Consider the following 22,048-nt stretch of genomic DNA (forward strand, 5'->3'; position numbering starts at 1 on the left):
CGCTCTAACTCCTATGAAAGCAGAAGGGAAAGGATGGCGGCGGCGAAGCCGCCATCACGGTCGAAGGGTTTATTGCGCGGCCTTGTACTGACGGTCGTAGGCCGATTGCATGATCTTGAGGACCTCGTCGTAACCGAGCGCGGTCAGGCGCTTCTTGTAGGCATCCCAGCCGGTATCAACGTCCTGGGCGCCCAGCACCCAAGTCTGCTGCATCTCGGTCATGTAGGTGAGGATGCTTGGCCAGTAGCGGTCGAAGGTCGCCTTTTCCTCGGCGTTCAGGGAAACACCCATGAACTCGTCCTTGAGGCAATTGCACTTGTCGTACATATCGATGCCTTCAAGCGCGATCTTGTTCGTCCACTGGCGTTCATATTCGTAGTCCATCCAGTATCCACGCGGGATCGCCGCACCGACCGCCCAAAGCTGGGCATTCACCGGATCCTTGTTGTCGAGGATTTCCTTCTTGAACTGCGGCTTGCCGTCGACCATCTCGTAGGTCAGGCCTTCGACGCCGAAATTCGACAGGATGCGTCCCTGTTGCGAGAACCAGAAATCGAAATATTTGATGGTTTCGACCGGGTGTTCGTTGGTTGCCGAAATGGCCCAGCCAACGGGCTGGACACGTAGCCGGCGGGAATCCTCGAACCGTTGGCCCGAAACCGTCCTTGGCGGGAGCATCGGCTTCAGTGCGAAACCGTCGATCTTCGGTGTCAGGGCGTCGTTGTAGGTCGAAGTGCTGGCGAACCAGTCATGCGTCATGCCGCCGAGATTGTTGCCCAGAAGATATTCGCGCGAACGGGCGCCGCGGGTGAAAATCTCCTTGTCGATCAGACCTTCCTTGTACCACTTGGCCACATTGGAAATGCCGGTCTTGTAGTTTTCTTCCGCCCAGGGATGACGCAGCTGTCCGTCATAAACGGCAAAGTCACCATACCGCTCGGATCCGGACACGCGCGCATCCCACAGGTTGATGAGGCGGACGGCATCGATTTCCTCGCGGGCAAAATAAGGAACTTCATCCTTGAGGCCGTTGCCGTTCGGGTCCTTGTCGCGGAAGGCTTTCAGAACCTCGTAGACCTCTTCCGGTGTTTCAGGCTGCTTCAGGCCAAGCTTGTCGAGCCAATCCTGACGGATGAACCAGCCGCGTGAGAACTTGCCGTCCGGCACATAGGGAATGAAATAAAGCTTGCCGTCCGGTCCGGAGATGGCATTGCGAATATCCTTATGGCTGTCGAAGAATGCCTTGAGGTTGGGGGCGTTTTCCTCGATCAGGTCATCGAGTGGAATGAACGCGCCCTCCAGCCCGTAACGAATGAAGTCCTCCTTAAGCCCGCCGGTGGCATCGCCGCCGACGATATCGGGAAGGTTGCCCGAGGCGATCAGAAGATTGAAGGCATCGCGGCTGCTGGTGGTCGCCAGCGACGCCACATTGCGGACGTGGATGTTGGTGATTTCCGCAGCCTTCTGCTCCACCGGCCATTTTTCCGAATAGACGTATTTGTCGCGGAAGTGGAAATGGATCGTAAGCTCCAGCGGATCCTTTGAAATCTTGCCTGAATCCTGTGCCGATGCCGGCAAGGCCAGGGTCGCGGCTGTCATCAACGCCAGTAGGGGCGCGCCTTTTCGTAGTGCTCTCACAGGTTCTCCTCCCTTGTGCTGCTACTCTTTCACTCCGCCCAGCAGAATTCCTTTGGTGAAATACTTCTGCGCGTAGGGGTAAATGATGAGGACGGGAATGATGGAAGCGATCATGATCGCTGATGTCACCGTCTCGAACGAATAGTGGGCAGTGAGCAGGCTCGAGGCGAATTCGTCGTTCGAGTTCAGATCGACGATCACGCGCTTCAGATAGACCTGAAGCGGGATCTTTTCCTCGCCACGTAGCAACACCATGGCCCAGAAATAACCGTTCCAGCGCGAAACGATGCAGAACAGCGCAACGGTGACGATTGCCGGTTTGGAAAGCGGAATGAACACCTTCCACAGTAGCTGCAATTCGCTGGCACCATCCATCTTGGCGGCCTCTTCAAAGGACTTCGGAACGGCCTCGAAGAAATTGCGCAGCAGAATGACGTTGAAGGCGTTTGCCGCGAACCCAAGAATGATGCCCAAGCGGCTGTCGAGAAGTCCAAGATCGCGCATGTTCAGAAAGAAGGGGATCATGCCGGCGTTGAACCACAGCGTGAAGGCGATGGCGATGTTGAAGAAAGTGCGGCCGCGCAGGCGTCTGCGCGAAAGTGCGTAGGCGCCGGGGATCATGATCAGCAGGCTCATCAGCGTGCCGCCGAAGGTGTAGATGAACGTGTTGCCATAGGCGACCCAGAACATCCTGTCGGACAATACCCTGTCGTAAGCGGCAAGCGTGACATCGACCGGCCAGAACGTGACGCGGCCAGCCGTGACGGCGGCACCCGAAGACAGCGAGACCGACAGCACATAGAGGAAGGGATAAAGCGTCGACAGGACGAACAGGCCCAGAAGAATGGCATTTGCCCAGCCAAAAATTCTGTCGCCGCGAGAATACAGATTGAAGTTTGCCATCTTTCAGCTCCTCACCAAAGCGATGTCGACGAGACTTTTCGGCTGATGCGATTTGCCGAATAGACAAGGACGAAAGCGATGACCGCATTGAATAGTCCGGCGGCCGTCGCGAGATCGTATTGGGTGCCCTGGAGACCGGTGCGGTAGATAAAGGTGGAAACGACGTCCGCCGTCTCATAGGTGGATGGGCGGTAGAGCAGAATGATGTATTCGAACCCGACCTCGACCAGATTACCGATGCGGATGATCAGCATGATCACGATTGTCGGCAGGATGCAGGGCAGGGTAATCCGCCACATCATCTGCCAGCGCGATGCCCCGTCCACCCGGGCGGATTCATAAAGCGTCGGGCTCACGCCGGCGATGGCGGCGAGATAGACGATGGATTCGAAGCCTGCCTCCTTCCAGACCGACGAGCCGATATAAATAGGGCGGAACCATTCCGGCTGGGTCAGGAAGTAGATCGGCTCGAATCCAAGGCCTTTCAGCAGGAGATTGACGATGCCGATCGATGGCGACAGGAAGTTGATGACGATGCCGGCGACGATCACCACCGAAATGAAGTGCGGCAGGTAAACGATCGTCTGAGCCCAGCGGCGGGCAACGCCACTTTGAACTTCGTTGAACATCAGGGCCAGAATAATGGGGACCGGAAAGGCGAAGATCAGACCAAGGCCACTGATTTTGATGGTGTTCCAGAAGGAGCGCACGAACATGTCATTGTGGAAGAGTTCAACGAAATTCGCAAAACCGACCCATGGGCTTTTTTCGATGCCGCGAAAAATCGAGAAATCCTGGAATGCGATGACCAGCCCGTACATGGGTTTATAGAGGAAAACCGCAAACCAGATAATCATCGGCGCAAGCAGCAGGTAGAGTTGCCAGTCCCTGCGCAGATCTTCCTGAAGATCGTGAAAGCGTTCCTGAAAACTCTGTTTCATGGTCGCATGTCGCCTTTGGTTTTCAGCGACCTGCCGGTCGCCGCGTCGAAGACATGGATGCGTGTAGTATCGATACTGAGCCGGCTAATGCCGTTGAGGGCATGATCGCCATAGAGCGTTTCGGCCTTGGCGATAAATGGCTGGCCATCGGCCTTGCCGTGCAGCAGCGCCTCGGCGCCCAAGGGCTCCACGAGGTCAATGCTGCAATTTAAAATTTCACGGCCGTCGTCAGCTTCCACCGACATGATTTCCGGCCGCAGGCCAAGTTTGACCGATTGCCCCTCCGTCGCATTTTTCGCGAAGGCTTCGGGAATGCTGAAGCGCTGGCCGGAGCCGCCTGTAAGCGCGACCTTCACAACGCCATCCCGCTTTTCGATGGTCCCGTCCAGAAGGTTCATCGGCGGCGAGCCGATGAAGCTTGCGACAAATATGTTGGCCGGTTCGAGGAAAACCTCCATCGGTGAGCCGACCTGCTCGATATGGCCGCCATTCATGATGACGATGCGGTCGGCCAGCGTCATCGCCTCGACCTGATCATGGGTGACATAGATGCTGGTGGCATGCATCCGCTTGTGCAATAGCTTTATCTCGGCGCGCATGTGGGTGCGCAGCTTGGCGTCGAGGTTCGAGAGCGGTTCATCAAACAGGAAGATTTTTGGTCTGCGCACGATGGCACGGCCCATGGCGACGCGCTGACGCTGGCCGCCGGAAAGATCAGCCGGCTTGCGGGCCAGATATTCGGTGAGTCCGAGGATCTGTGCAGCTTCCGCAACGGCCTTGTCGATGACGGCTCGCTTCTCTCCCCTGACGCGCAGGCCGAAGGCGATGTTATCGGCCACGCTCAGATGCGGGTAAAGCGCGTAGTTCTGGAACACCATTGCGACATCGCGGTCTTTGGGGGCAATTTTGTTGACCACCCGACCGTCCATCGAAACCGTGCCGTCTGAAATGTCTTCCAGCCCAGCGAGCATACGCAGCGTGGTGGATTTTCCGCATCCCGAAGGACCGACAAGGACAACGAATTCCTGCGGCTGTATGGAAAGATTGATACCGTGGACGACTTCGAAAGCGCCGTAACGCTTGACGACATCGTTGATTTGAACTGCAGACATGAAAGGCCCCTCCTCAAAAGCCTTGAATGTTCAGTCAGGCGTCTTCGCCCCCCGTGAAACGCGCTTCCTCGTGACACGCGTGTTGACCTGCTCGATGAAGGTCCAGATCTTCGGGTTCTTGGAGAGTTCTGCGATTTTGGTTTCGAGTGATCCGAGATGGCGCTGGACGGCTTCGCGTGCCGCCTCGACATTGCCCGACTCGATGGCATCCACGATCGCTTCGTGTTCCTCGATCACCTTTTCGGTGCGGCGGACCGCAAAAACGCGCTTCAGGTGGCGCATCCGGTCCATTTCACCTTTCGCCTGGTTAACGACGCTCCATGCGCCGGGAAGGCGTGCAGCCGCAAATATGGTGCGGTGGAATTCCTCGTCCAGCAGGAAGAAGTTAGTGAACTCCTCGTCCTCGGCGGCGATGCGCTGCTGGGAAATGCAGGTTTTCAGACGGGCGATGTCTTCCAGCGAATGCCGCTTGGTCGCCTCGATGACAGCGCCTTCTTCCAGCTTGAACCGGATAAAGCAGGCTTCCATGTAACGCTGTACGTCGATCGGCGAGATATAGGTGCCGCCTTGCGGCACTACGGTCACAAAACCCTCTTCGGAAAGGCGAATGATCGCCTCGCGCACCGGTGTCTTGCTGACATGCAGCAATGCCGCGATCTCTTTTTCCGACAGCGCCCGCCCGGGAAGCAGCTTTACCTCGACAATCAGCTTGCGCAGCAGGGCATGAATCCGGTTGGTCATGTTTCCATCGGTCGGCAAATCTCGCGACGTTACGAGTTCAGACAGCGGCAACGATGGGAATTCGATGGGGCTAGACATATCAATTACCAAACTGAGATATCAGATAGTGTTTTGACATATCTGTTGGATTTAGGGGAGTCAAGGTCGGTGATTGAAAAGAATCTGCGCCGAGCCACGTTGGCCTGCGACATGCAGCCGGAAAAATGCGGCTTGGTACCGGGCACCCGCGCTCTCCACCAATCTCGCGCCAGCCGAATTTATATTGAGAGCGGCGTCCGTGACGTCTTCTTTGAAAAATTCGCGCAGACGGTTTCGTTGTTGAAATTTGGCAAAGGGCTGGAGAAACGGAGGGTTCCCGGTCCGTGAGGGACCTCCGCTCCTCTTGTTTGGCAAGAGGGCACTAATTACGCCTGTAGCCCGCGCAGGATCAATTCGAGGTGAATCTTCAGGACGGCCTGCCTGTCCAAGCTGCGTCGGTCGTTGAAAATCAGCCGGAAGACCAATGTCCCGATCATGGGCGACATGACGACCTTGGCGAGTTCGGGGGGGTTGGCCCGGAACCTTTTCTTGGCCACGCCCTCCTCAAGGATCGTGTGAATGCGCTCCAGCACCGGCGCCATCAAGGCGTCGTGATGCCGGTCGATGAGATCGGGGAACTTTGCGCCCTCCGCGACAACGAAACGGAAAAGCTCCCGCATTCTTCTATTGTCGACGAAGGCGTCGAACAGAAATTCGAGCAGCAGGCGAAGCTCTTCGACGGGGTCGTCGGACGTGCGGGCATAGGCCCGAAACGCCTCTTGAAACGGTACAGAGACATGCTCGATCATCGCCTCGAAAAGGGCTTCCTTGGTTTCGAAATAAACGTAGACCGTACCTTTCGTGACCCCCACCCGTCCCGCGATGTCCTCGACCCGCGTCGCCGTAAATCCCCTTTTGGTGAATTCCTCGAATGCGGCGTCGAGAATTTCCAATGGACGTTGTATCTTCTGTTCTGCACGTGACAGTTTTGCTTTCGCCATAACCCGGATCCTTGCTTATTTTTTCGGCGCGTGCCCTTCTGTCCGTCTCGATCGGCGGAAATGATAGGCAGCTTGCCTATTGCACCGGCACAAAAACCGGAATCGATTTTTGCAAGACGCAGTGCGTGGTTCAGTCAATATGTCGGCGCACTCCCGATGCATCCGAAAGGGATCATCGGACACTGTCGGAATGATCATGCGGGAAGCCCGATTTGACGTCCATGCAGGTTCCAATCGGTGGCATAAGAATTTCATTGACTATTCAGTCAGTCAAATATTATAGGATGGGGCGAAGATCAAGAGGTCACCATGAAAAGCATTCTTTTAGCAGTGGCGATTGGCAGCATTTTCGCTTTGTCGTCCTGCAGCAATGAAGAACCACCGGCTGAAAAACCACTGCGCATCGTCGAGGTGGTCACGGCGGCGAAAAAGCCGGTCGGTCGCGGCAGCGTCATCACAGGCGAAGTAAGGGCGCGGGTTCAGACGGACCTGTCTTTCCGTGTGAGCGGCAAGATCACCGAGCGGCTGGTGGATGTCGGCGCGGCGGTAAAGACCGGGCAATTGCTCGCCCGCATCGATCCGGAGGAGCAGAAGGCGGATATCGATGTCGCCTTGGCCAATCTGCAATCCGCTGAAGCGCAGATGACGCAGGCGAAGCTGGCGTTTGACCGCCAGCAAAGTCTTTTCAAGACGCAGGTAACCTCGCGCTCTGCGGTCGACAAGGCGCAGGAAACCCTGCTCACCACGCAAGGGGCGGTGAGATCGGCGCAGGCGCAGCTGGACACGGCGCGCGATGCGCTGTCCTACACCGAGCTCAAGGCCGATGCTGACGGCGTGATCACGGCGCGCAATGTCGAAGTCGGCCAGGTGGCGCAGGCCGCCCAGCTCGTCTTCACGTTGGCGCATGACGGTCCGCGCGATGCGGTTTTCGATGTCTACGAATCCCTGTTCCTCGAGCGCGACATCGATAATCTCGTCAATGTCAGCCTCCTGTCCGATCCCGCCCGCAGCGTGGAGGCGCCGGTGCGGGAGATTTCCCCGACGATCGATCCGGACAATGGAACGATCAGGGTCAAGGTCGGCCTGAATGGCGATCTGACGATGCCGCTCGGAGCGCCCGTTTCAGGCCATTTCCGCTTCCAGCAGGTCGATGCGATCGAGCTTCCCTGGTCAGCGATGACGTCTCAGAACGGTCTTCCCGCCGTCTGGGTAATCGATCCGCAATCCTCGGAAATCGCGATGCGCCGGATCGGGGTTGCCGATTACGAGACGGGTCAATTTGTTGTCGCGGAAGGGCTTCTTCCCGGCGACCTCGTGGTGACCAGCGGGACCAAATTTCTCCGCAAGGGTGAAAAGGTCGCCTATGAAAAGGGGCAGGCACAATAATGTTCAAGATAAACAGAAGCTTGTTTTTGCTGCTCCCAGCGATCGCGGTCTCGTCCTGCCAGGAAAAGCAGGAAGCCCCCGCTGAGGCGCCGCGCCCGGTCCTCTCCATCGTCGTGGAGGAGAAGTCGGCCGATGTATTGCGGCTGACCGGCACGGTGGAATCGAGAATTCAGACCGACCTCGGCTTTCGTATTCTCGGCCGGATCATCGCCCGCAATGTCGACGTGGCGGATCTGGTCAAGAAAGGCGACGTCGTAGCGTCGATCGATCCGCTCGCGCTCGAACTTTCAGTGAAGAGTGCGCAATCCGATCTTTCCAATGCCGAAGCGCAATTGGCGAATGCGGTGACGACCGAGCAGCGTCAGCGTGTGCTGGCGGAAGCCCGCAGCGGCACGGAAGCTGCATTGGAAGAGGCCGAACAGGCCTCGCGAACCGCCAATGCCGCCGTCGCCAAAGCCCGCGCAAATTTGGACAAGGCTGAAGAGCAGCTGGGTTATACGCAGCTGCATGCGGAATTCGATGGCGTGGTAACCGCGACGTCGGGCGAAATCGGTCAGGTCGTCTCGGCCGGCCAGACGGTCGTGACCATCGCCCGCCCGGAAGTGCGCGATGTGGTGGTCGACGTTCCGCAATTTGCGGCACAGCGGCTTGAGATCGGATCGACCTTCGAGATCGCCTTGCAGCTCGATCCGAAAATACGCACCACCGGCGTGGTGCGCGAGATTGCTCCGGAAGCCGAAACCGCGACACGGACGCGCCGCACGAAAATCAGCCTGCAGGACGCGCCGCCGACATTCCGGCTCGGATCCGTCGTCACGGCTTCGGTGCTTACCGCATCCGACCCGCGGATCATGCTCCCGTCGTCGGCGCTGCTGCACAAGGATGGTGGATGGGGCGTCTGGATCGTCAATACCGATACCGCGACGGTCACCTACCGGCCGGTCACGGTGGAGGGCGAACCCGCTGAAGGCGGCAATGCGCGCGTCACCGGCGGCCTCAAGCCCGGCGAACGCGTCGCCAGCGCCGGCGTTCACAAGTTTACGGATGGACAAGCCATCAGGATCGATCAGGAGGTCCATCAGTGAAGAAATTCAACCTCTCCGACTGGGCGCTCGAGCACCGTTCGCTCGTCTGGTACTTCATGCTGGTCTTCGTTCTCGCCGGCGTTTTCTCCTATCTCAACCTCGGACGTGAGGAAGACCCGAATTTCACCATCAAGACCATGGTGATCAGCGCGCAATGGCCCGGCGCCTCGGCGGAGGAAGTGGCCCGGCAGGTGACCGACCGGATCGAAAAGAAGCTCGAAGAACTCGACAATCTCGACCATCTGCGCAGCCAGACGGTGGCCGGCCGGACGACGATTTTCGTGGAACTCGTGCCTGAAACCAAGGCGAGGAACGTTGAGCCGACTTGGGTGCGGGTGCGCAACATGATCGGCGACATCAAGGGTGATTTCCCCTCGGGCGTCGTGGGTCCGTTCTTCAACGACCGTTTCGGTGATGTGTACGGCAACATCTACGCCTTCACTAGCGATGGTCTCAGCCAGCGGCAATTGCGCGATCTGGTGGAAGATGCGCGCGCGAAGGTTCTGACCGTCGACAATATCGGCAAGGTCGATGTCATCGGCGCGCAGGACGAAGCGATCTATCTGGAGTTTTCCACGCGGCAGATCGCGGCGCTCGGCATTGATCAGCAGTCGATCATCAAGACGCTGCAATCCCAGAATGCCGTTACCCAGTCCGGTTTTGTTAACGCCGGTCCCGAGCGTGTCGCGCTGCGCGTCAGCGGCCAGTTCACCACGGAAGACAGCCTGCGGGCCATCAACTTGCGCGTCAACAACCGGTTCTTCCCGCTGACGGAGGTGGCAACGATCAGGCGCGGCTACGCCGATCCGCCGTCTTCGCTTTTCCGCTTTAACGGGCAACCGGCCATCGGCCTTGCCATCGGCATGAAGACCGGTGCCAACCTCGTGCATTTCGGCGAGGCGCTGGACGCACAGATGAAGCGTATCGTGACGGACTTGCCTGTTGGCGTCGATGTGCACCGGGTATCCGATCAGCCGGCCGTGGTGGATGAGGCGGTTTCCGGCTTCACCTCGGCCCTGTTCGAGGCGATCGCCATCGTTCTCGTCATCAGCTTCATCAGCCTCGGATTGCGGGCGGGCATGGTCGTTGCCGTGTCCATCCCGCTCGTGCTGGCGATCACTTTCGTCTACATGGAATATACCGGAATTTCGCTGCAACGAATCTCTCTGGGCGCCCTCATCATCGCGCTCGGACTTCTCGTCGACGATGCGATGATTGCCGTCGAGATGATGGTCGCGCGGCTCGAGGTCGGAGACGATCTCAGAAAAGCGGCGACCTATGTTTATACCTCCACCGCTTTTCCGATGCTGACCGGCACGCTGGTCACCGTCGCCGGCTTCATTCCTGTCGGCCTCAACAACAGCGCGGCGGGCGAATTCACGTTCACCCTCTTCGTGGTGATCGCCGTTTCGCTGATCGTCTCGTGGATCGTCGCGGTCCTGTTCACGCCGCTGCTCGGCGTGACGATATTGCCGAAGACGATGAAATCGCACCACGGGAAGAAGGGTCGATTTGCCTCCGGCTTTTCCTGGCTTCTGGGCCGTGCCCTGCGCTGGCGCTGGGTGACGATCATCCTCACCATTGCGCTGTTCGGCCTTTCCGTCGGCGGCATGAGCCTCGTGCAGCAACAGTTCTTTCCTTCGTCGGACCGCGTGGAGCTTATCGTCGACTGGAACCTGCCGCAGAACAGTTCGATTGCCGAAACCAACCGGCAGATGGCGCAGTTCGAGCAGGAAGCGCTAGCGAAGAACCCGGATATCGACCACTGGACAACCTATGTCGGCGAAGGCGCACCGCGTTTCATCCTCTCCTTCGATGTGCAGACGCCGGATGTCACCTTCGGTCAGACGATCATCGTCACCAAGGGGCTTGATGTGCGCGACAAGGTCCGCGCTGAGTTGCAGGATTATCTGAACCGGACATTCACCGGCACCGACGCCTTTGTGAAATTGCTCGATATCGGCCCTCCGGTCGGCAAACCGGTGCAATACCGCTTGAGCGGTCCGGATATCCAGCATGTTCGCGAACTAGGCCAGCAGCTGGCGGGCGTCGTCGGCGAGCATAAGCTTCTTTCCAACATGGTCATGGACTGGAACGAGCCGACGCGCGTGGTCAAGGTGGATGTGTTGCAGGACAAGGCCCGGCAGCTCGGCGTCTCGTCGGAAGACATTGCCAATACCATGAACAGCATTGTCGAGGGTTCCACCGTGACGCAGGTCAAGGATGGCATTTACCTCGTCAATGTGGTGGCGCGTGCGCAGTTGGCGGAACGCGGCTCCATCGAGACATTGCAGAACCTGCAATTGCCGGCGACGAACGGCAAGGCCGTGCCGCTGTCGGCAATCGCCAATTTCCGCTACGAGCTGGAGCAGCCGACCATCTGGCGTCGCGACAGGATCCCGACAGTCACCGTCAAGGCTGCCATCATCGGTCCGACACAGCCGGCGACAATCGTGGAGCAGTTGAAACCGAAACTTGAGGCTTTCGCAAAGGCGCTCCCCGTGGGTTACAAGCTGGAGACAGGCGGCTCAGTGGAATCCAGCGCGGATTCGCAAGCGCCAATCGTCGCTGTGGTGCCCTTGATGCTGTTTGCGATGGCGACAATCCTGATGCTCCAGCTGCAAAGCTTCAGCCGGCTGTTTCTGGTCTTCGCCGTGGCGCCCACGGCATTGATCGGCGTGGTGGTGGCGCTGCTGCTTTCCAATGCACCGATGGGCTTCGTCGCCATTCTCGGCGTACTTGCGTTGATAGGCATCCTGATCCGCAACTCGGTCATTCTCGTCGTCCAGATCGAACATCTGAGAAACGAGGGGGTTTCGGCCTGGCGCGCGGTCATCGAGGCGACCGAGCACCGCATGCGGCCGATCATGCTGACGGCGGCGGCGGCGACGCTGGCCCTCATCCCCATATCGCGGGAGATTTTCTGGGGCCCGATGGCCTATGCGATGATGGGCGGCATTGTGGTCGGCACGGCGCTCACGCTGCTTTTCCTTCCGGCGCTCTACGTCGCGTGGTTCCGCATTCCGCGTGAGGATGACCAGCCGGAAGAACAGGAAATCAAGGCGTGATATCCGACGACAAACGGACACACCCTCGTGATCGCGAGGGTGTGTCCGTGCAGGGGCGGCAAGGTCGCCCTCTCGCCTAAATTCCCTAAAAATGGCCGCCATCGTTGTTCCTCCGGTCCGGATGGTGTTAGGAAGATCGGCTTAGCTGCGGGAGCGGCGCTGCCCTTCTACAGACGGGCGTCTGTTCCCATGTTGTGGGCGATCAAGGGTGTAGGAGGTTGAAAGATGGGCGGATTGTCGGATTGGCTTGCGGACGCACAGCCGATCAATCGCAAGAATGCTGCGGAAGTTGTGTTCGATGATATCCGTTCGGCGATTACCTCAGGGCAGCTTGCGGTTGGAACCCGGCTGCCGTCGGAGGCTCATCTGGCGGTACGATATGGTGTCAGCCGGCCGATCGTCCGCGAGGCGCTGCGCTCTCTCCAGACTTTGGGTTTGACCCAGACCCGCACCGGAAGCGGCACCTATGTCATGACGGGAACGCCACCATCCGAGTTGAGTTATGGGGCCTATTCCGCCCGCGATCTGATCGAGGCCCGCCCCTTCATCGAAGTGCCGGCGGCCGGGTGGGCGGCGCTGCGGCGCACGGATGCGCAATTGGGGATATTGCTGGAACTATGCGGCCGGATGGAAGCCGAAGAGAGGCCGCATCCCTGGGTGCTGCTGGACGGCCAATTCCATTGCGCGATCGCGGAAGCCTCGGCAAACGCTTTGTTTGCCAAGGTCGTCGCCGATGCCCGCGAGGCACTTTCCCAGCAGTCCGAAATGGTGAACCTGATGGCGGGCCGTCGCGTCGCGTCGAATTTAGAGCACCGCCGGATCGTTGAGGCGATCCGGCGGGGTTCCGCGCCTGAGGCGCGCGAGGCGATGGAGCTTCACCTGGGGCAGGTGAAGCAGGTGGTGACGACGATCATTGGAGAAGATCGGGTTCGCCAGCCATAAGGGTAGGCAGATTGGCGAGGTGGCGGGGGCTAAGCGCCTGCTGGAGTTGCGCCTCCGTCAGATATCCGCGCTCCAGAACCACCTGCGGCACGGTGCGTCCGCTGGCAAGCGCTTCCTTCGCGACTTCGGTCGCCGCGTAATAGCCGATGATCGGATTGAGCGCGGTTGCCAGCCCGATCGATTCTTCAACACGCTGCGCCATGATTGCGGGATTGGCGACGATGCCATCGACACAACGTTCCGCCAAAGTCCGGCAGGCCGCGCTCAGCTGGCTGATGCTCTGGGAAAGCGCGCGCACGATGATCGGCTCGAAGGCGTTCAGCTGAAGCTGTCCGGCTTCGGCCGCCATGGTGATGGTGATGTCGTTGCCGATCACCGCATAGGCCACCTGGTTGACCACTTCGGGAATGACCGGATTGATCTTGCCCGGCATGATGCTGGAGCCCGCCTGAACGGATGGCAGGGTGATCTCGCCGATGCCGGCGCGTGGGCCGGAAGAGAGCAGGCGCAGGTCGTTGCAGGTTTTCGACAGTTTGACGGCGACGCGTTTCAACACGCCGGACAGATGCACGAAAGCGCCGGGATCCTGCGTCGCTTCAATCAGATCGGCCGCCGTCTCCAGTGGTCGCCCGGTCAGTCGCGCCAGATGCTGGCAGGCGAGCGCCGCATAACCGCGCGGCGCATTCAGCCCCGTGCCGATGGCGGTGGCGCCGAGATTGATCTCGTGCAGCAGTGCTGCGGATTCGATGAGGCGGGCCTGATCTTCGCCCAGCATCACCACGAAAGTGCGGAATTCTTGGCCGAGCGTCATCGGCACGGCGTCCTGCAACTGTGTGCGCCCCAGCTTGATGAAGCCGGAAAACTCCTGCGCCTTGCGGTCGAAGGCGTCTTTCAACACACCCATGGAGGTCGCGAGATCGTCGATCGCCTCGATCAGCCCGACATTGATCGCCGTCGGATAGGCGTCGTTGGTCGACTGGCTGAGATTGACATGGTCGTTCGGGTGAAGGTGGGCATAGTCGCCCTTTTGGTGGCCAAGTAGTTCAAGCGCGCGGTTGGCGATGACCTCGTTGGCATTCATGTTGGTGGAGGTGCCGGCTCCACCCTGGATCTCATCCACCACGAATTGCTCATGAAGCGCACCGGCGCGGATTTCCCGGCATGCCTTGACGATTGCCTCCATGCGCTCGCGGTCGAGCAGTCCCAGCTCGTGATTTGCGAGGGCCGCAGCTTCCTTCACATAGGCCAATCCCCTGATGAGATAGGGGTTATGGCCGATGGTCACGCCCGTGATCTGAAAGTTTTCCACCGCACGCGCGGTATGTACGCCCCAATAAACATCTGCCGGAATTTCTTTCGTTCCGAGCAAATCCTGCTCCCTGCGCATCACGCCCACTTTTTCCTCCAATGGCTCAAAGCTTTATCTAAATCTGTAAAGCTGTCTTACAGATTTTCTGACCTTAGTCACTCCTTGTGCGGAGGTCAATAATGATCACATCCCCTTGACGAACAGCTTTCTCTGCGATTATGAGAAGCGAAAATCTGTCATGCAGCTTTACAGCGTGCATGGGCATGCCGGCCACATTTCCAGCGAGGACCGTGCCAGTTCCTATTTTGATTTTCGGCGTTGCGCCGACTGCAAAGCAAATTCATTGGGAGGAGAAATATCAATGAAATCTGTGAAAACGGCGTCTGCCGAACGTGAGGTCTTCGTCGAAGAAGACCTCGGCTACCACAAGGCTCTCAAACCGCGGCAGATCCAGATGATCGCCATCGGCGGCGCGATCGGTACCGGGCTGTTCCTCGGCGCCGGTGGCCGGCTGGCGCAGGCGGGTCCTGCGCTGGTGTTTGTTTATGCGCTTTGCGGATTTTTCGCGTTTCTCGTTCTGCGCGCGCTCGGCGAGCTTATCATGCATCGTCCGAGTTCCGGCTCTTTCGTTTCCTATGCCCGCGAGTTCTACGGCGAAAAAATGGCTTTCGCTGCCGGCTGGATGTACTGGCTGAACTGGGCGATGACTTCGGTGGCGGACGTGACCGCCGTTGCGCTCTACATGAATTTCTTCAAGAATTATGTTCCCTGGCTGGCCGGTATCGACCAGTGGGTGTTCGCACTGACCGCACTTCTGGTCGTGCTGGCGATGAATATGCTTTCGGTGAAGGTGTTTGGCGAGCTTGAATTCTGGTTCAGCCTGATCAAGGTGCTGGCGCTTGCCGTTTTCCTCGTCGTCGGCGTTTATTTCGTCATCTTCGGCACGCCCATCGAAGGCCATGTTACCGGCTTCAGCATCATCACCGACAATGGCGGCTTCTTCCCGAACGGTATTCTTCCCGCCTTTGTCATCATTCAGGGCGTGGTGTTCGCTTATGCCTCGATCGAACTGATCGGCACGGCGGCTGGGGAAACCGAAGATCCGCGCAAGGTCATGCCCCGCGCCATCCGCGCCGTGGTCCTGCGTCTCGTGGTCTTTTATGTCGGCTCGGTGCTGTTGTTCACCCTGCTTCTGCCCTATACCGCCTACAAGGCGGGCGAGAGCCCCTTCGTCACCTTTTTCGGTTCCATCGGCGTTCAGGGGGCGGATGTGATTATGAATCTCGTCGTTCTGACTGCCGTGTTGTCCTCGCTCAATGCCGGTCTTTATTCCACTGGCCGTATTCTCCACTCCATGGCGGTCTCCGGATCGGCCCCGGCGGCGCTTGCGAAGATGAACAAGGCCGGCGTGCCCTATGGCGGTATTGCGGTGACGGCCGCCGTCACCGTTCTCGGCGTGGCGCTGAACGCCGTCGTGCCGGCTGCTGCCTTCGAGATCGCACTTAATCTCTCGGCGCTCGGCATCATCTGCGCTTGGGCGGTCATCGTGCTCTGCCAGCTTAAACTGTGGCATCTTTCCCGCCGTGGCGAACTGGTTCGCCCGGATTTCCGCATGTTCGGTGCGCCTTACACCGGCATCCTCACGCTTGTTTTCCTGTTCGGCGTGTTGGTGCTGATGGCGTTTGACTATCCCGTCGGCTCGTGGACCATCGCTTCATTGCTGATCATCATCCCGGCGCTGGTCATCGGCTGGTACCTGCTGCGTGACCGTATCCACCGTCTGGCGGACGAGCGCGTGGCGGGCGCGGGAGCGTCGCGTTGAGCGGGCAGGATAAAGCTCCACTGGTGGCGGTCATCGCCACCGGTGGTACCATCGCCAGCAGGCGCGGCGTCGATGGCGTCAGCACACCCAGCCTTTCAGGCGAGGACCTGCTGTCCTTGGTTCCGCAGGTCACCGCCCGGCTGAAACCGGTCGATCTGATGGCGAAGGATTCGTCTAGCCTGACATTGGCCGACATGCAGCGCATCAGCGATGCGGTGGGCGTGGAGCTCAACGATCCAGCTGTGGCGGGCGTCATCGTTCTGCATGGAACCGACGCCATGGAAGAATCCTCGCTGCTCGTGCATTTGCAGCACGTCATTACGAAGCCAGTTGTCTTCACCGGCGCGCAGTTTACAGCGGACCATCCGGATGCGGATGGGCCGGCCAATCTGGCGAAGGCCATAGAAACCGCGCTTGATCGGGAGAATGCCGCAAAAGGCGTGCTCCTGTCCTTCGGTGGTCGCTGTCTGCCGGCATGGGGTCTTTACAAGCTAAGCGCGGACGAGGCGGATGCCTTCCGCTCCGCACGGCCGGTGGCTCGTGCCGCAGCGCTGAATCTTGTCGCTCCTGTCGCCGATCTGAGGATCGATATTGTTGCGATTTATCCCGGCTGCGACGCTACGCATATCGCGGCGAGCCTGCAGGCCGGTGCTGATGGCATCGTGCTTGCGGCACTTGGCTCCGGCAACGCCAATCCGGGCATTGCCGTGGCCGTGAAGCGCTGTGCTGAGCGCGGCGTTCCCGTCGTCGTTTCCAGCAGGGTGCCGGAAGGTCTGCTGGTGGCGAGTTATGGCGGTGGCGGCGGCGGTTACGATCTTGTCGCGGCGGGCGGCGTTCATTCATCCACGCTTCGGCCGGGACAGGCCCGCATTCTGCTGGCGGCGCTTTTGGCCAACAACAGCCCGGCGGAAACCATCCTTTCCGCGTTCGGCGAGCCGCATTCTCATTAAGCAGCGGCAGCGGTGCCCGTGCTGGCGGGCATCGAAATTCCTATAGGATTCCTATTTTATTCCATCTTCGCCCGTCTCGAACCTTTATGCGGTTCGGGTGCATTCTTCTGTGCGAGAAGGGATGGTGTTCCCTTCTTAAGCCAGAAAGAGTGAAAAGCGACGTCCCACATGACGGCGCTTTTCTTCCTGTCCGGCTCCTCGGTTCAAAAGGGAGTCCCCATCGATGATGGACATTATTCTGATCGGCGCGGCCATGGTGTTTTTCGCACTCTGCTTTGCCTATACGCGTGCCTGTGACCGGCTTTAGGGGGAGGCTGCGATGATATTCGACTATGTTTTGAGCGGTGCTGTCACCGTCTTTGTCGCCGCCTATCTCACATATGCTCTCATTCGCCCCGAACGCTTCTGATCGGGAAGCGGCCGTTTGAGCATCGGATTTTCCGAAAACCGCATGACACTTTTCGGTCCGATGCTTTATTGAAAGTTCAATACCATGACCCTCAATGGATGGTTTCAGGTCCTGCTTTTCTGCGGGATCGTTGTCGCGCTGGTGAAGCCGCTTGGCTTCTATATGGCGCGTGTCTTTAGTGGCGAACGCACCCTGCTTTCGCCGGTTCTCGTCCCCGTCGAGCGCGGCCTTTATGCCCTTGCCGGGACAAGCGAACGCGAAGAGCAGCACTGGACGACCTATGCGGTTTCCATGCTCCTCTTCAACCTCTTCGGTTTTGCCCTGCTTTATGCCCTGATGCGTTTTCAGGGCGCGCTGCCGTATAATCCGCAAGGAATGGCGGCAGTCGGGCCGGAACTGTCCTTCAACACGGCAGTCAGCTTCGTCACCAACACCAACTGGCAGAATTATGGCGGCGAAAGCACCATGTCCTATCTGACCCAGATGGCCGGTTTCACCGTGCAGAACTTCGTTTCCGCCGCGACCGGCATTGCGATCGCCATCGGGCTTATCCGCGCCTTCGCGCGCGCCTCCGGCAAGGCCATCGGCAATTTCTGGGTGGATATGGTCCGCGCGACGCTCTACGTGCTCTTGCCCATCTGCATCGTGCTGACCCTGGTTTATGTATGGCTCGGCGTGCCGCAGACGCTGGGCGCTTATGTGTCGGCGCAGACATTGGAAGGCGCGCGACAGACGATTGCTGTCGGCCCCGTCGCATCGCAGTTGGCGATCAAGATGCTCGGCACCAATGGTGGCGGCTTCTTCAACGCCAATTCCGCGCATCCGTTCGAAAATCCTGATGCCATTTCCAACCTGATCCAGATGGTGTCGATCTTCGCGATCGGTGCTGCCTTCACCAACGTTTTTGGTCGCATGGTCGGCAATGCCCGTCAGGGCTGGGCGATCCTTGCCGCCATGGGCGTTCTGTTCATCGCCGGCGTTGCGGTCACCTATTGGGCGGAAGCGGCCGGAAATCCGCTGATGCACAGCTTCGGTCTTGCCGGCGGTAACATGGAAGGCAAGGAGGCTCGTTTCGGCGTGGCGCTCTCGTCGCTCTTTGCGGTCATCACCACCGCTGCATCCTGCGGCGCGGTCAACGCCATGCATGGCAGCTTCACGGCGCTCGGCGGTCTCATTCCGCTCATCAACATGCAGCTGGGCGAGGTGATCGTCGGCGGCGTCGGTGCGGGTTTCTACGGTATTCTCCTGTTCATCATCATCGCCATCTTCGTGGCGGGGCTGATGGTCGGGCGCACACCGGAATATCTCGGCAAGAAGATCGAAGCCAAGGAAATGAAGATGGCGGTTCTGGCCATTCTCTGCCTGCCGCTCGCCATGCTTGCCTTCACCGCCACGGCCACCATTCTGCCCTCGGCGGTCGCGTCGGTCGGCACGGCCGGACCGCACGGGTTTTCCGAGATCCTCTATGCCTATACGTCGGCGGCCGCCAATAACGGTTCAGCCTTCGGCGGGCTTACGGGCAATACCCCCTGGTACAACATCACCCTTGGCCTTGCCATGTTGATGGGGCGTTTTCTGGTCATCATTCCCGCACTGGCGATTGCCGGCTCGCTGGTTGCCAAGAAGACGGTTCCGGCATCGGCCGGCACCTTCCCAACGGATGGTCCGCTCTTTGTCGGTCTGCTCGTCGGCACGATCCTCATCGTCGGCGGTCTTACCTTTCTGCCGGCTCTGGCGCTCGGTCCGGTCGTGGAACATCTGGTGATGGCTGCGGGTCAGGTTTTCTGAGGTGGCGCCATGACCAGAGACAATCCCCGACGCAACCGCACCCTTTCTGTCCGCACTGGTGCTCCTGTCAACAGGAGCGCCGGTCCCGGCGGCTGGTGCGCATCCAATCTCATTCTTGCGATGATGGCGGCTCTGTTCGCCGCCGTCTGCGCTCTCGAAGTTCTCACGGGCTGATCGACCCTCATCGGTCGCCCTGTTTCAAACACTGGAGCCTCTTCATGAGCCAGTCCAAACAAGCGAGCATCCTCGATTCTCGCATTCTCGTGCCGGCCATTGCCGACGCATTCAAAAAGCTCAATCCGCGCACCCTTGCGCGCAATCCGGTCATGTTCGTCGTGGCGACAGTATCGGTGCTGACGACCGTACTGTTCATTCGGGATATCATTGCCGGCAGCGCCGGCCTCGGCTTTTCCTTCCAGATCAATCTCTGGTTATGGTTCACCGTGCTGTTTGCCAATTTCGCCGAGGCCGTCGCCGAAGGGCGCGGCAAGGCGCAGGCGGATTCGCTGCGCAAAGCCCGCACGGAAACCCAGGCGAAACTTTTGACCGGCGATGATCGCAGCCAGTATAAGATGGTGGCAGGCACCAGCCTGAAGGTGAACGATGTCGTTCTGGTCGAGGCCGGAGATATCATTCCCTCCGACGGTGAAGTCATCGAAGGTGTTGCCTCCGTCAACGAGGCGGCGATAACCGGCGAATCCGCCCCCGTCATCCGCGAATCCGGCGGTGACCGCTCGGCCGTCACCGGCGGTACGCAGGTTCTGTCGGACTGGATAAGGGTTCGCATTACCGCTGCTGCCGGCTCCACCTTCCTCGACCGGATGATTTCGCTCGTCGAAGGCGCTGAACGCCAGAAGACGCCGAACGAGATCGCGCTCAACATTCTGCTCGCGGGCATGACGCTGATCTTCGTTCTGGCCACCGCGACCATTCCGAGTTTCGCGGCCTATGCCGGTGGCTCGATCCCAATCATCGTGCTGGTGGCGCTTTTCGTGACGCTTATCCCGACGACGATCGGTGCTCTTCTGTCGGCCATCGGTATTGCCGGCATGGACAGGCTCGTGCGCTTCAACGTGCTTGCCATGTCGGGCCGCGCCGTGGAAGCTGCCGGTGACGTCGATACGCTTCTGCTCGACAAGACCGGCACCATCACGCTCGGCAACCGGCAGGCAACCGAATTCCGCCCCGTCACCGGCGTGTCCGAACAGGATCTGGCCGATGCGGCGCAGCTTGCATCGCTTGCCGACGAAACACCGGAAGGCCGTTCCATCGTCGTTCTTGCGAAGGAAAAATACGGTATCCGCGCCCGCGACATGCAGAAACTGCACGCCACTTTCGTGCCCTTCACTGCCCAGACCCGCATGAGCGGGGTGGATTTCGAAGGCGCCTCCATTCGCAAAGGCGCTGTCGATGCGGTTCTTTCCTATGTCGATGGCGGCGTTGCGCAACACGGTAATGCGGCGCTTGCCGTTAAAAACGAAACGGATGCCACGCGCGACATCCGCACGATTGCGGAAGAGATCGCCAAGACTGGCGGCACACCGCTCGCCGTGGTGCGGGACGGAAAGCTGCTCGGCGTCGTGCAGCTGAAAGACATCGTCAAGGGCGGCATTCGCGAGCGCTTCGCGGAACTTCGCCGCATGGGCATTCGCACGGTGATGATCACCGGCGACAATCCGATGACGGCTGCCGCCATTGCGGCCGAGGCCGGTGTGGACGATTTCCTCGCCCAGGCGACGCCGGAAAACAAGCTGGACCTCATCCGCGAGGAACAGGCCAAGGGCAAACTCGTCGCCATGTGCGGCGATGGCACGAACGACGCTCCGGCGCTGGCGCAGGCGGATGTCGGCGTTGCCATGAACACCGGCACCGTCGCGGCGCGTGAAGCCGGTAATATGATCGATCTCGACAGCGACCCGACCAAACTCATCGAGATCGTCGAAATCGGCAAGCAATTGCTGATGACCCGCGGCGCGCTGACCACATTCTCCATCGCCAACGACATCGCCAAATATTTCGCCATCATCCCGGCGATGTTTCTGACCCTCTATCCGCAACTCGGCGTGCTGAATGTCATGGGCCTTTCGACGCCGCAAAGCGCGATCCTCTCCGCCATCATCTTCAACGCGCTCATCATCGTCGCACTCATCCCGCTGTCGCTGAAGGGCGTCAAATATCGCCCGATCGGCGCCGGGGCGCTGCTGTCGCGCAATCTGGTCATCTATGGTTTCGGCGGCATCATCGTGCCCTTCATCGGCATCAAGGCCATCGACCTTGCCATCACGGCGCTCGGTCTCGTCTGAGGAGTAAAGAAAATGTTGAAACAGCTACGTCCGGCACTGGTCTTGATCCTCGCCACCACCGTCATCACCGGCCTTGCCTATCCTCTGGGCATGACGGGCCTCGCGCAGGCGATCTTTCCCTTTCAGGCAAATGGCAGCCTCATCGAGAAGGGCGGCACCGTTATCGGGTCGCAATTGATCGGGCAGTCCTTCACCGGCGAAAAGTATTTCCATGGCAGGCCTTCCGCCGCCGGTGACGGCTATAATGCCGCTTCGTCTTCCGGCTCCAATCTCGGACCGACGAGCGCCAAGCTCATCGACCGGGTCAAGCAGGACTACGAGGCTGCAAAGGCCGAAAATCCCGTAGCCGAGGTTCCGGCCGATCTGGTGACGGCGTCCGGCAGCGGTCTTGACCCGCATGTTTCGCCGCAGGCCGCCTATTTTCAGGTGTCGCGCGTCGCCAGGGCAAGGGGCATTGATGAGGCGTCGCTGCGCGCCATCGTTGACGCCCACGTCGAGGGACCGGAACTCGGTTTCATGGGCGAACCCGTCGTAAACGTGCTGGCGCTCAACATGGCCCTTGACGCGGCCGGCTCGTAAACTGAAATGGCTATGGCGTTTTTTAAGAAGCGCCATAGCCCTGACGACTGGTG

The 22,048-nt window shown here is 59.4% G+C and carries 19 protein-coding genes; 12 read left to right on the forward strand and 7 right to left on the reverse strand.

The genetic code is table 11. The features are described from left to right. Positions 1-69: 69 nt before the first annotated feature. Genes RS75_RS12415 through RS75_RS12435 form a run of 5 tightly spaced genes read right to left on the reverse strand, consistent with a single transcriptional unit; the run spans position 70 to position 5,335 of the window. Positions 70-1,599, reverse strand: a complete 1,530-nt coding sequence (locus RS75_RS12415) for an extracellular solute-binding protein (RefSeq protein ID WP_045020827.1) — start codon at positions 1,597-1,599, stop codon at positions 70-72. Between the two features lie 60 nt (positions 1,600-1,659). Continuing rightward, positions 1,660-2,541 carry a carbohydrate ABC transporter permease gene (locus RS75_RS12420; protein WP_045020829.1) on the reverse strand — a complete coding sequence of 294 codons (882 nt, stop codon included), beginning with the start codon at positions 2,539-2,541 and terminating at the stop codon, positions 1,660-1,662. An 11-nt stretch (positions 2,542-2,552) separates the two neighbouring features. After that, positions 2,553-3,482 carry an ABC transporter permease gene (locus RS75_RS12425; RefSeq protein WP_045020831.1) on the reverse strand — a complete coding sequence of 310 codons (930 nt, stop codon included), beginning with the start codon at positions 3,480-3,482 and terminating at the stop codon, positions 2,553-2,555. Further along, entirely contained in the window at positions 3,479-4,594 is a 1,116-nt protein-coding gene (locus RS75_RS12430; protein WP_045020833.1) for an ABC transporter ATP-binding protein, read from the reverse strand. Before RS75_RS12430 ends, RS75_RS12425 begins: the two co-directional genes overlap by 4 nt. Before the next feature lie 30 nt (positions 4,595-4,624). Then, a complete protein-coding gene (locus RS75_RS12435; protein ID WP_045020835.1) occupies positions 4,625-5,335 on the reverse strand; it encodes a GntR family transcriptional regulator in 711 nt (236 codons plus the stop codon). A 147-nt stretch (positions 5,336-5,482) separates the two neighbouring features. Here RS75_RS12435 and RS75_RS26275 point away from each other — a divergent pair, with 147 nt between their 5' ends. Further along, the gene (locus RS75_RS26275) at positions 5,483-5,701 is read left to right on the forward strand and encodes a hypothetical protein (RefSeq protein WP_152643127.1); all 219 of its coding nucleotides are present in this window, start codon (positions 5,483-5,485) and stop codon (positions 5,699-5,701) included. A gap of 38 nt (positions 5,702-5,739) precedes the next feature. On the opposite strand, the gene RS75_RS12440 is transcribed toward RS75_RS26275, so the two are convergent. Beyond that, complete coding sequence (locus tag RS75_RS12440; protein WP_045020837.1) at positions 5,740-6,354, reverse strand: TetR/AcrR family transcriptional regulator; 615 nt, start codon at positions 6,352-6,354, stop codon at positions 5,740-5,742. Between the two features lie 309 nt (positions 6,355-6,663). Between RS75_RS12440 and RS75_RS12445 the strand changes: the two genes are divergently transcribed. The 4 genes from RS75_RS12445 to RS75_RS12460 all read left to right on the forward strand — a co-directional run bounded on the left by RS75_RS12445 (position 6,664) and on the right by RS75_RS12460 (position 12,835). Then, entirely contained in the window at positions 6,664-7,740 is a 1,077-nt protein-coding gene (locus RS75_RS12445; protein WP_045020839.1) for an efflux RND transporter periplasmic adaptor subunit, read from the forward strand. Further along, entirely contained in the window at positions 7,740-8,825 is a 1,086-nt protein-coding gene (locus tag RS75_RS12450) for an efflux RND transporter periplasmic adaptor subunit (protein WP_045020840.1), read from the forward strand. Before RS75_RS12445 ends, RS75_RS12450 begins: the two co-directional genes overlap by 1 nt. Then, positions 8,822-11,893, forward strand: a complete 3,072-nt coding sequence (locus RS75_RS12455) for an efflux RND transporter permease subunit (protein ID WP_045020841.1) — start codon at positions 8,822-8,824, stop codon at positions 11,891-11,893. Before RS75_RS12450 ends, RS75_RS12455 begins: the two co-directional genes overlap by 4 nt. A 225-nt stretch (positions 11,894-12,118) precedes the next feature. Next, a complete protein-coding gene (locus RS75_RS12460) occupies positions 12,119-12,835 on the forward strand; it encodes a FadR/GntR family transcriptional regulator (RefSeq protein WP_045020842.1) in 717 nt (238 codons plus the stop codon). Here the strand turns inward: RS75_RS12460 and RS75_RS12465 are convergent. Then, complete coding sequence (locus RS75_RS12465; protein WP_045020843.1) at positions 12,804-14,222, reverse strand: aspartate ammonia-lyase; 1,419 nt, start codon at positions 14,220-14,222, stop codon at positions 12,804-12,806. The two genes, RS75_RS12460 and RS75_RS12465, sit on opposite strands and share 32 nt — an antisense overlap. A gap of 283 nt (positions 14,223-14,505) precedes the next feature. Between RS75_RS12465 and RS75_RS12470 the strand changes: the two genes are divergently transcribed. The 7 genes from RS75_RS12470 to kdpC all read left to right on the forward strand — a co-directional run bounded on the left by RS75_RS12470 (position 14,506) and on the right by kdpC (position 21,995). Then, positions 14,506-15,966, forward strand: coding sequence for an amino acid permease (locus RS75_RS12470; protein ID WP_045020844.1), 1,461 nt, complete (start codon positions 14,506-14,508; stop codon positions 15,964-15,966). Next, complete coding sequence (locus RS75_RS12475) at positions 15,963-16,916, forward strand: asparaginase (protein WP_045020845.1); 954 nt, start codon at positions 15,963-15,965, stop codon at positions 16,914-16,916. Before RS75_RS12470 ends, RS75_RS12475 begins: the two co-directional genes overlap by 4 nt. A gap of 319 nt (positions 16,917-17,235) precedes the next feature. Beyond that, entirely contained in the window at positions 17,236-17,325 is a 90-nt protein-coding gene (gene kdpF / locus RS75_RS12480) for a K(+)-transporting ATPase subunit F (protein ID WP_006313429.1), read from the forward strand. 84 nt (positions 17,326-17,409) lie between these two features. Continuing rightward, complete coding sequence (gene kdpA, locus RS75_RS12485; protein ID WP_045020846.1) at positions 17,410-19,113, forward strand: potassium-transporting ATPase subunit KdpA; 1,704 nt, start codon at positions 17,410-17,412, stop codon at positions 19,111-19,113. Between the two features lie 9 nt (positions 19,114-19,122). Further along, a complete protein-coding gene (locus RS75_RS26890; RefSeq protein ID WP_167341583.1) occupies positions 19,123-19,287 on the forward strand; it encodes a hypothetical protein in 165 nt (54 codons plus the stop codon). A gap of 44 nt (positions 19,288-19,331) precedes the next feature. Continuing rightward, entirely contained in the window at positions 19,332-21,416 is a 2,085-nt protein-coding gene (gene kdpB, locus RS75_RS12490; RefSeq protein WP_045020847.1) for a potassium-transporting ATPase subunit KdpB, read from the forward strand. Positions 21,417-21,428: 12 nt separating this feature from the next. Continuing rightward, positions 21,429-21,995 (forward strand): potassium-transporting ATPase subunit KdpC, encoded by a 567-nt coding sequence (kdpC, locus tag RS75_RS12495; RefSeq protein ID WP_045020848.1) that lies wholly within the window; start codon positions 21,429-21,431, stop codon positions 21,993-21,995. Positions 21,996-22,048: the final 53 nt, after the last annotated feature.

Source organism: Rhizobium nepotum 39/7 (assembly GCF_000949865.1).
Classification (GTDB): domain Bacteria; phylum Pseudomonadota; class Alphaproteobacteria; order Rhizobiales; family Rhizobiaceae; genus Agrobacterium; species Agrobacterium nepotum.

What these genes read in the sequence shown, in the direction of transcription:
- RS75_RS12415 (WP_045020827.1), bottom strand. Translation starts at nt 1,599, where the DNA reads ATGACAGCCGCGACCCTGGCCTTGCCGGCATCGGCACAGGATTCAGGC.
- RS75_RS12420 (WP_045020829.1), bottom strand. Translation starts at nt 2,541, where the DNA reads ATGGCAAACTTCAATCTGTATTCTCGCGGCGACAGAATTTTTGGCTGG.
- RS75_RS12425 (WP_045020831.1), bottom strand. Translation starts at nt 3,482, where the DNA reads ATGAAACAGAGTTTTCAGGAACGCTTTCACGATCTTCAGGAAGATCTG.
- RS75_RS12430 (WP_045020833.1), bottom strand. Translation starts at nt 4,594, where the DNA reads ATGTCTGCAGTTCAAATCAACGATGTCGTCAAGCGTTACGGCGCTTTC.
- RS75_RS12435 (WP_045020835.1), bottom strand. Translation starts at nt 5,335, where the DNA reads ATGACCAACCGGATTCATGCCCTGCTGCGCAAGCTGATTGTCGAGGTA.
- RS75_RS12440 (WP_045020837.1), bottom strand. Translation starts at nt 6,354, where the DNA reads ATGGCGAAAGCAAAACTGTCACGTGCAGAACAGAAGATACAACGTCCA.
- RS75_RS12445 (WP_045020839.1), top strand. Translation starts at nt 6,664, where the DNA reads ATGAAAAGCATTCTTTTAGCAGTGGCGATTGGCAGCATTTTCGCTTTG.
- RS75_RS12450 (WP_045020840.1), top strand. Translation starts at nt 7,740, where the DNA reads ATGTTCAAGATAAACAGAAGCTTGTTTTTGCTGCTCCCAGCGATCGCG.
- RS75_RS12460 (WP_045020842.1), top strand. Translation starts at nt 12,119, where the DNA reads ATGGGCGGATTGTCGGATTGGCTTGCGGACGCACAGCCGATCAATCGC.
- RS75_RS12465 (WP_045020843.1), bottom strand. Translation starts at nt 14,222, where the DNA reads ATGCGCAGGGAGCAGGATTTGCTCGGAACGAAAGAAATTCCGGCAGAT.
- RS75_RS12470 (WP_045020844.1), top strand. Translation starts at nt 14,506, where the DNA reads ATGAAATCTGTGAAAACGGCGTCTGCCGAACGTGAGGTCTTCGTCGAA.
- kdpF (WP_006313429.1), top strand. Translation starts at nt 17,236, where the DNA reads ATGATATTCGACTATGTTTTGAGCGGTGCTGTCACCGTCTTTGTCGCC.
- kdpA (WP_045020846.1), top strand. Translation starts at nt 17,410, where the DNA reads ATGACCCTCAATGGATGGTTTCAGGTCCTGCTTTTCTGCGGGATCGTT.
- RS75_RS26890 (WP_167341583.1), top strand. Translation starts at nt 19,123, where the DNA reads ATGACCAGAGACAATCCCCGACGCAACCGCACCCTTTCTGTCCGCACT.
- kdpB (WP_045020847.1), top strand. Translation starts at nt 19,332, where the DNA reads ATGAGCCAGTCCAAACAAGCGAGCATCCTCGATTCTCGCATTCTCGTG.
- kdpC (WP_045020848.1), top strand. Translation starts at nt 21,429, where the DNA reads ATGTTGAAACAGCTACGTCCGGCACTGGTCTTGATCCTCGCCACCACC.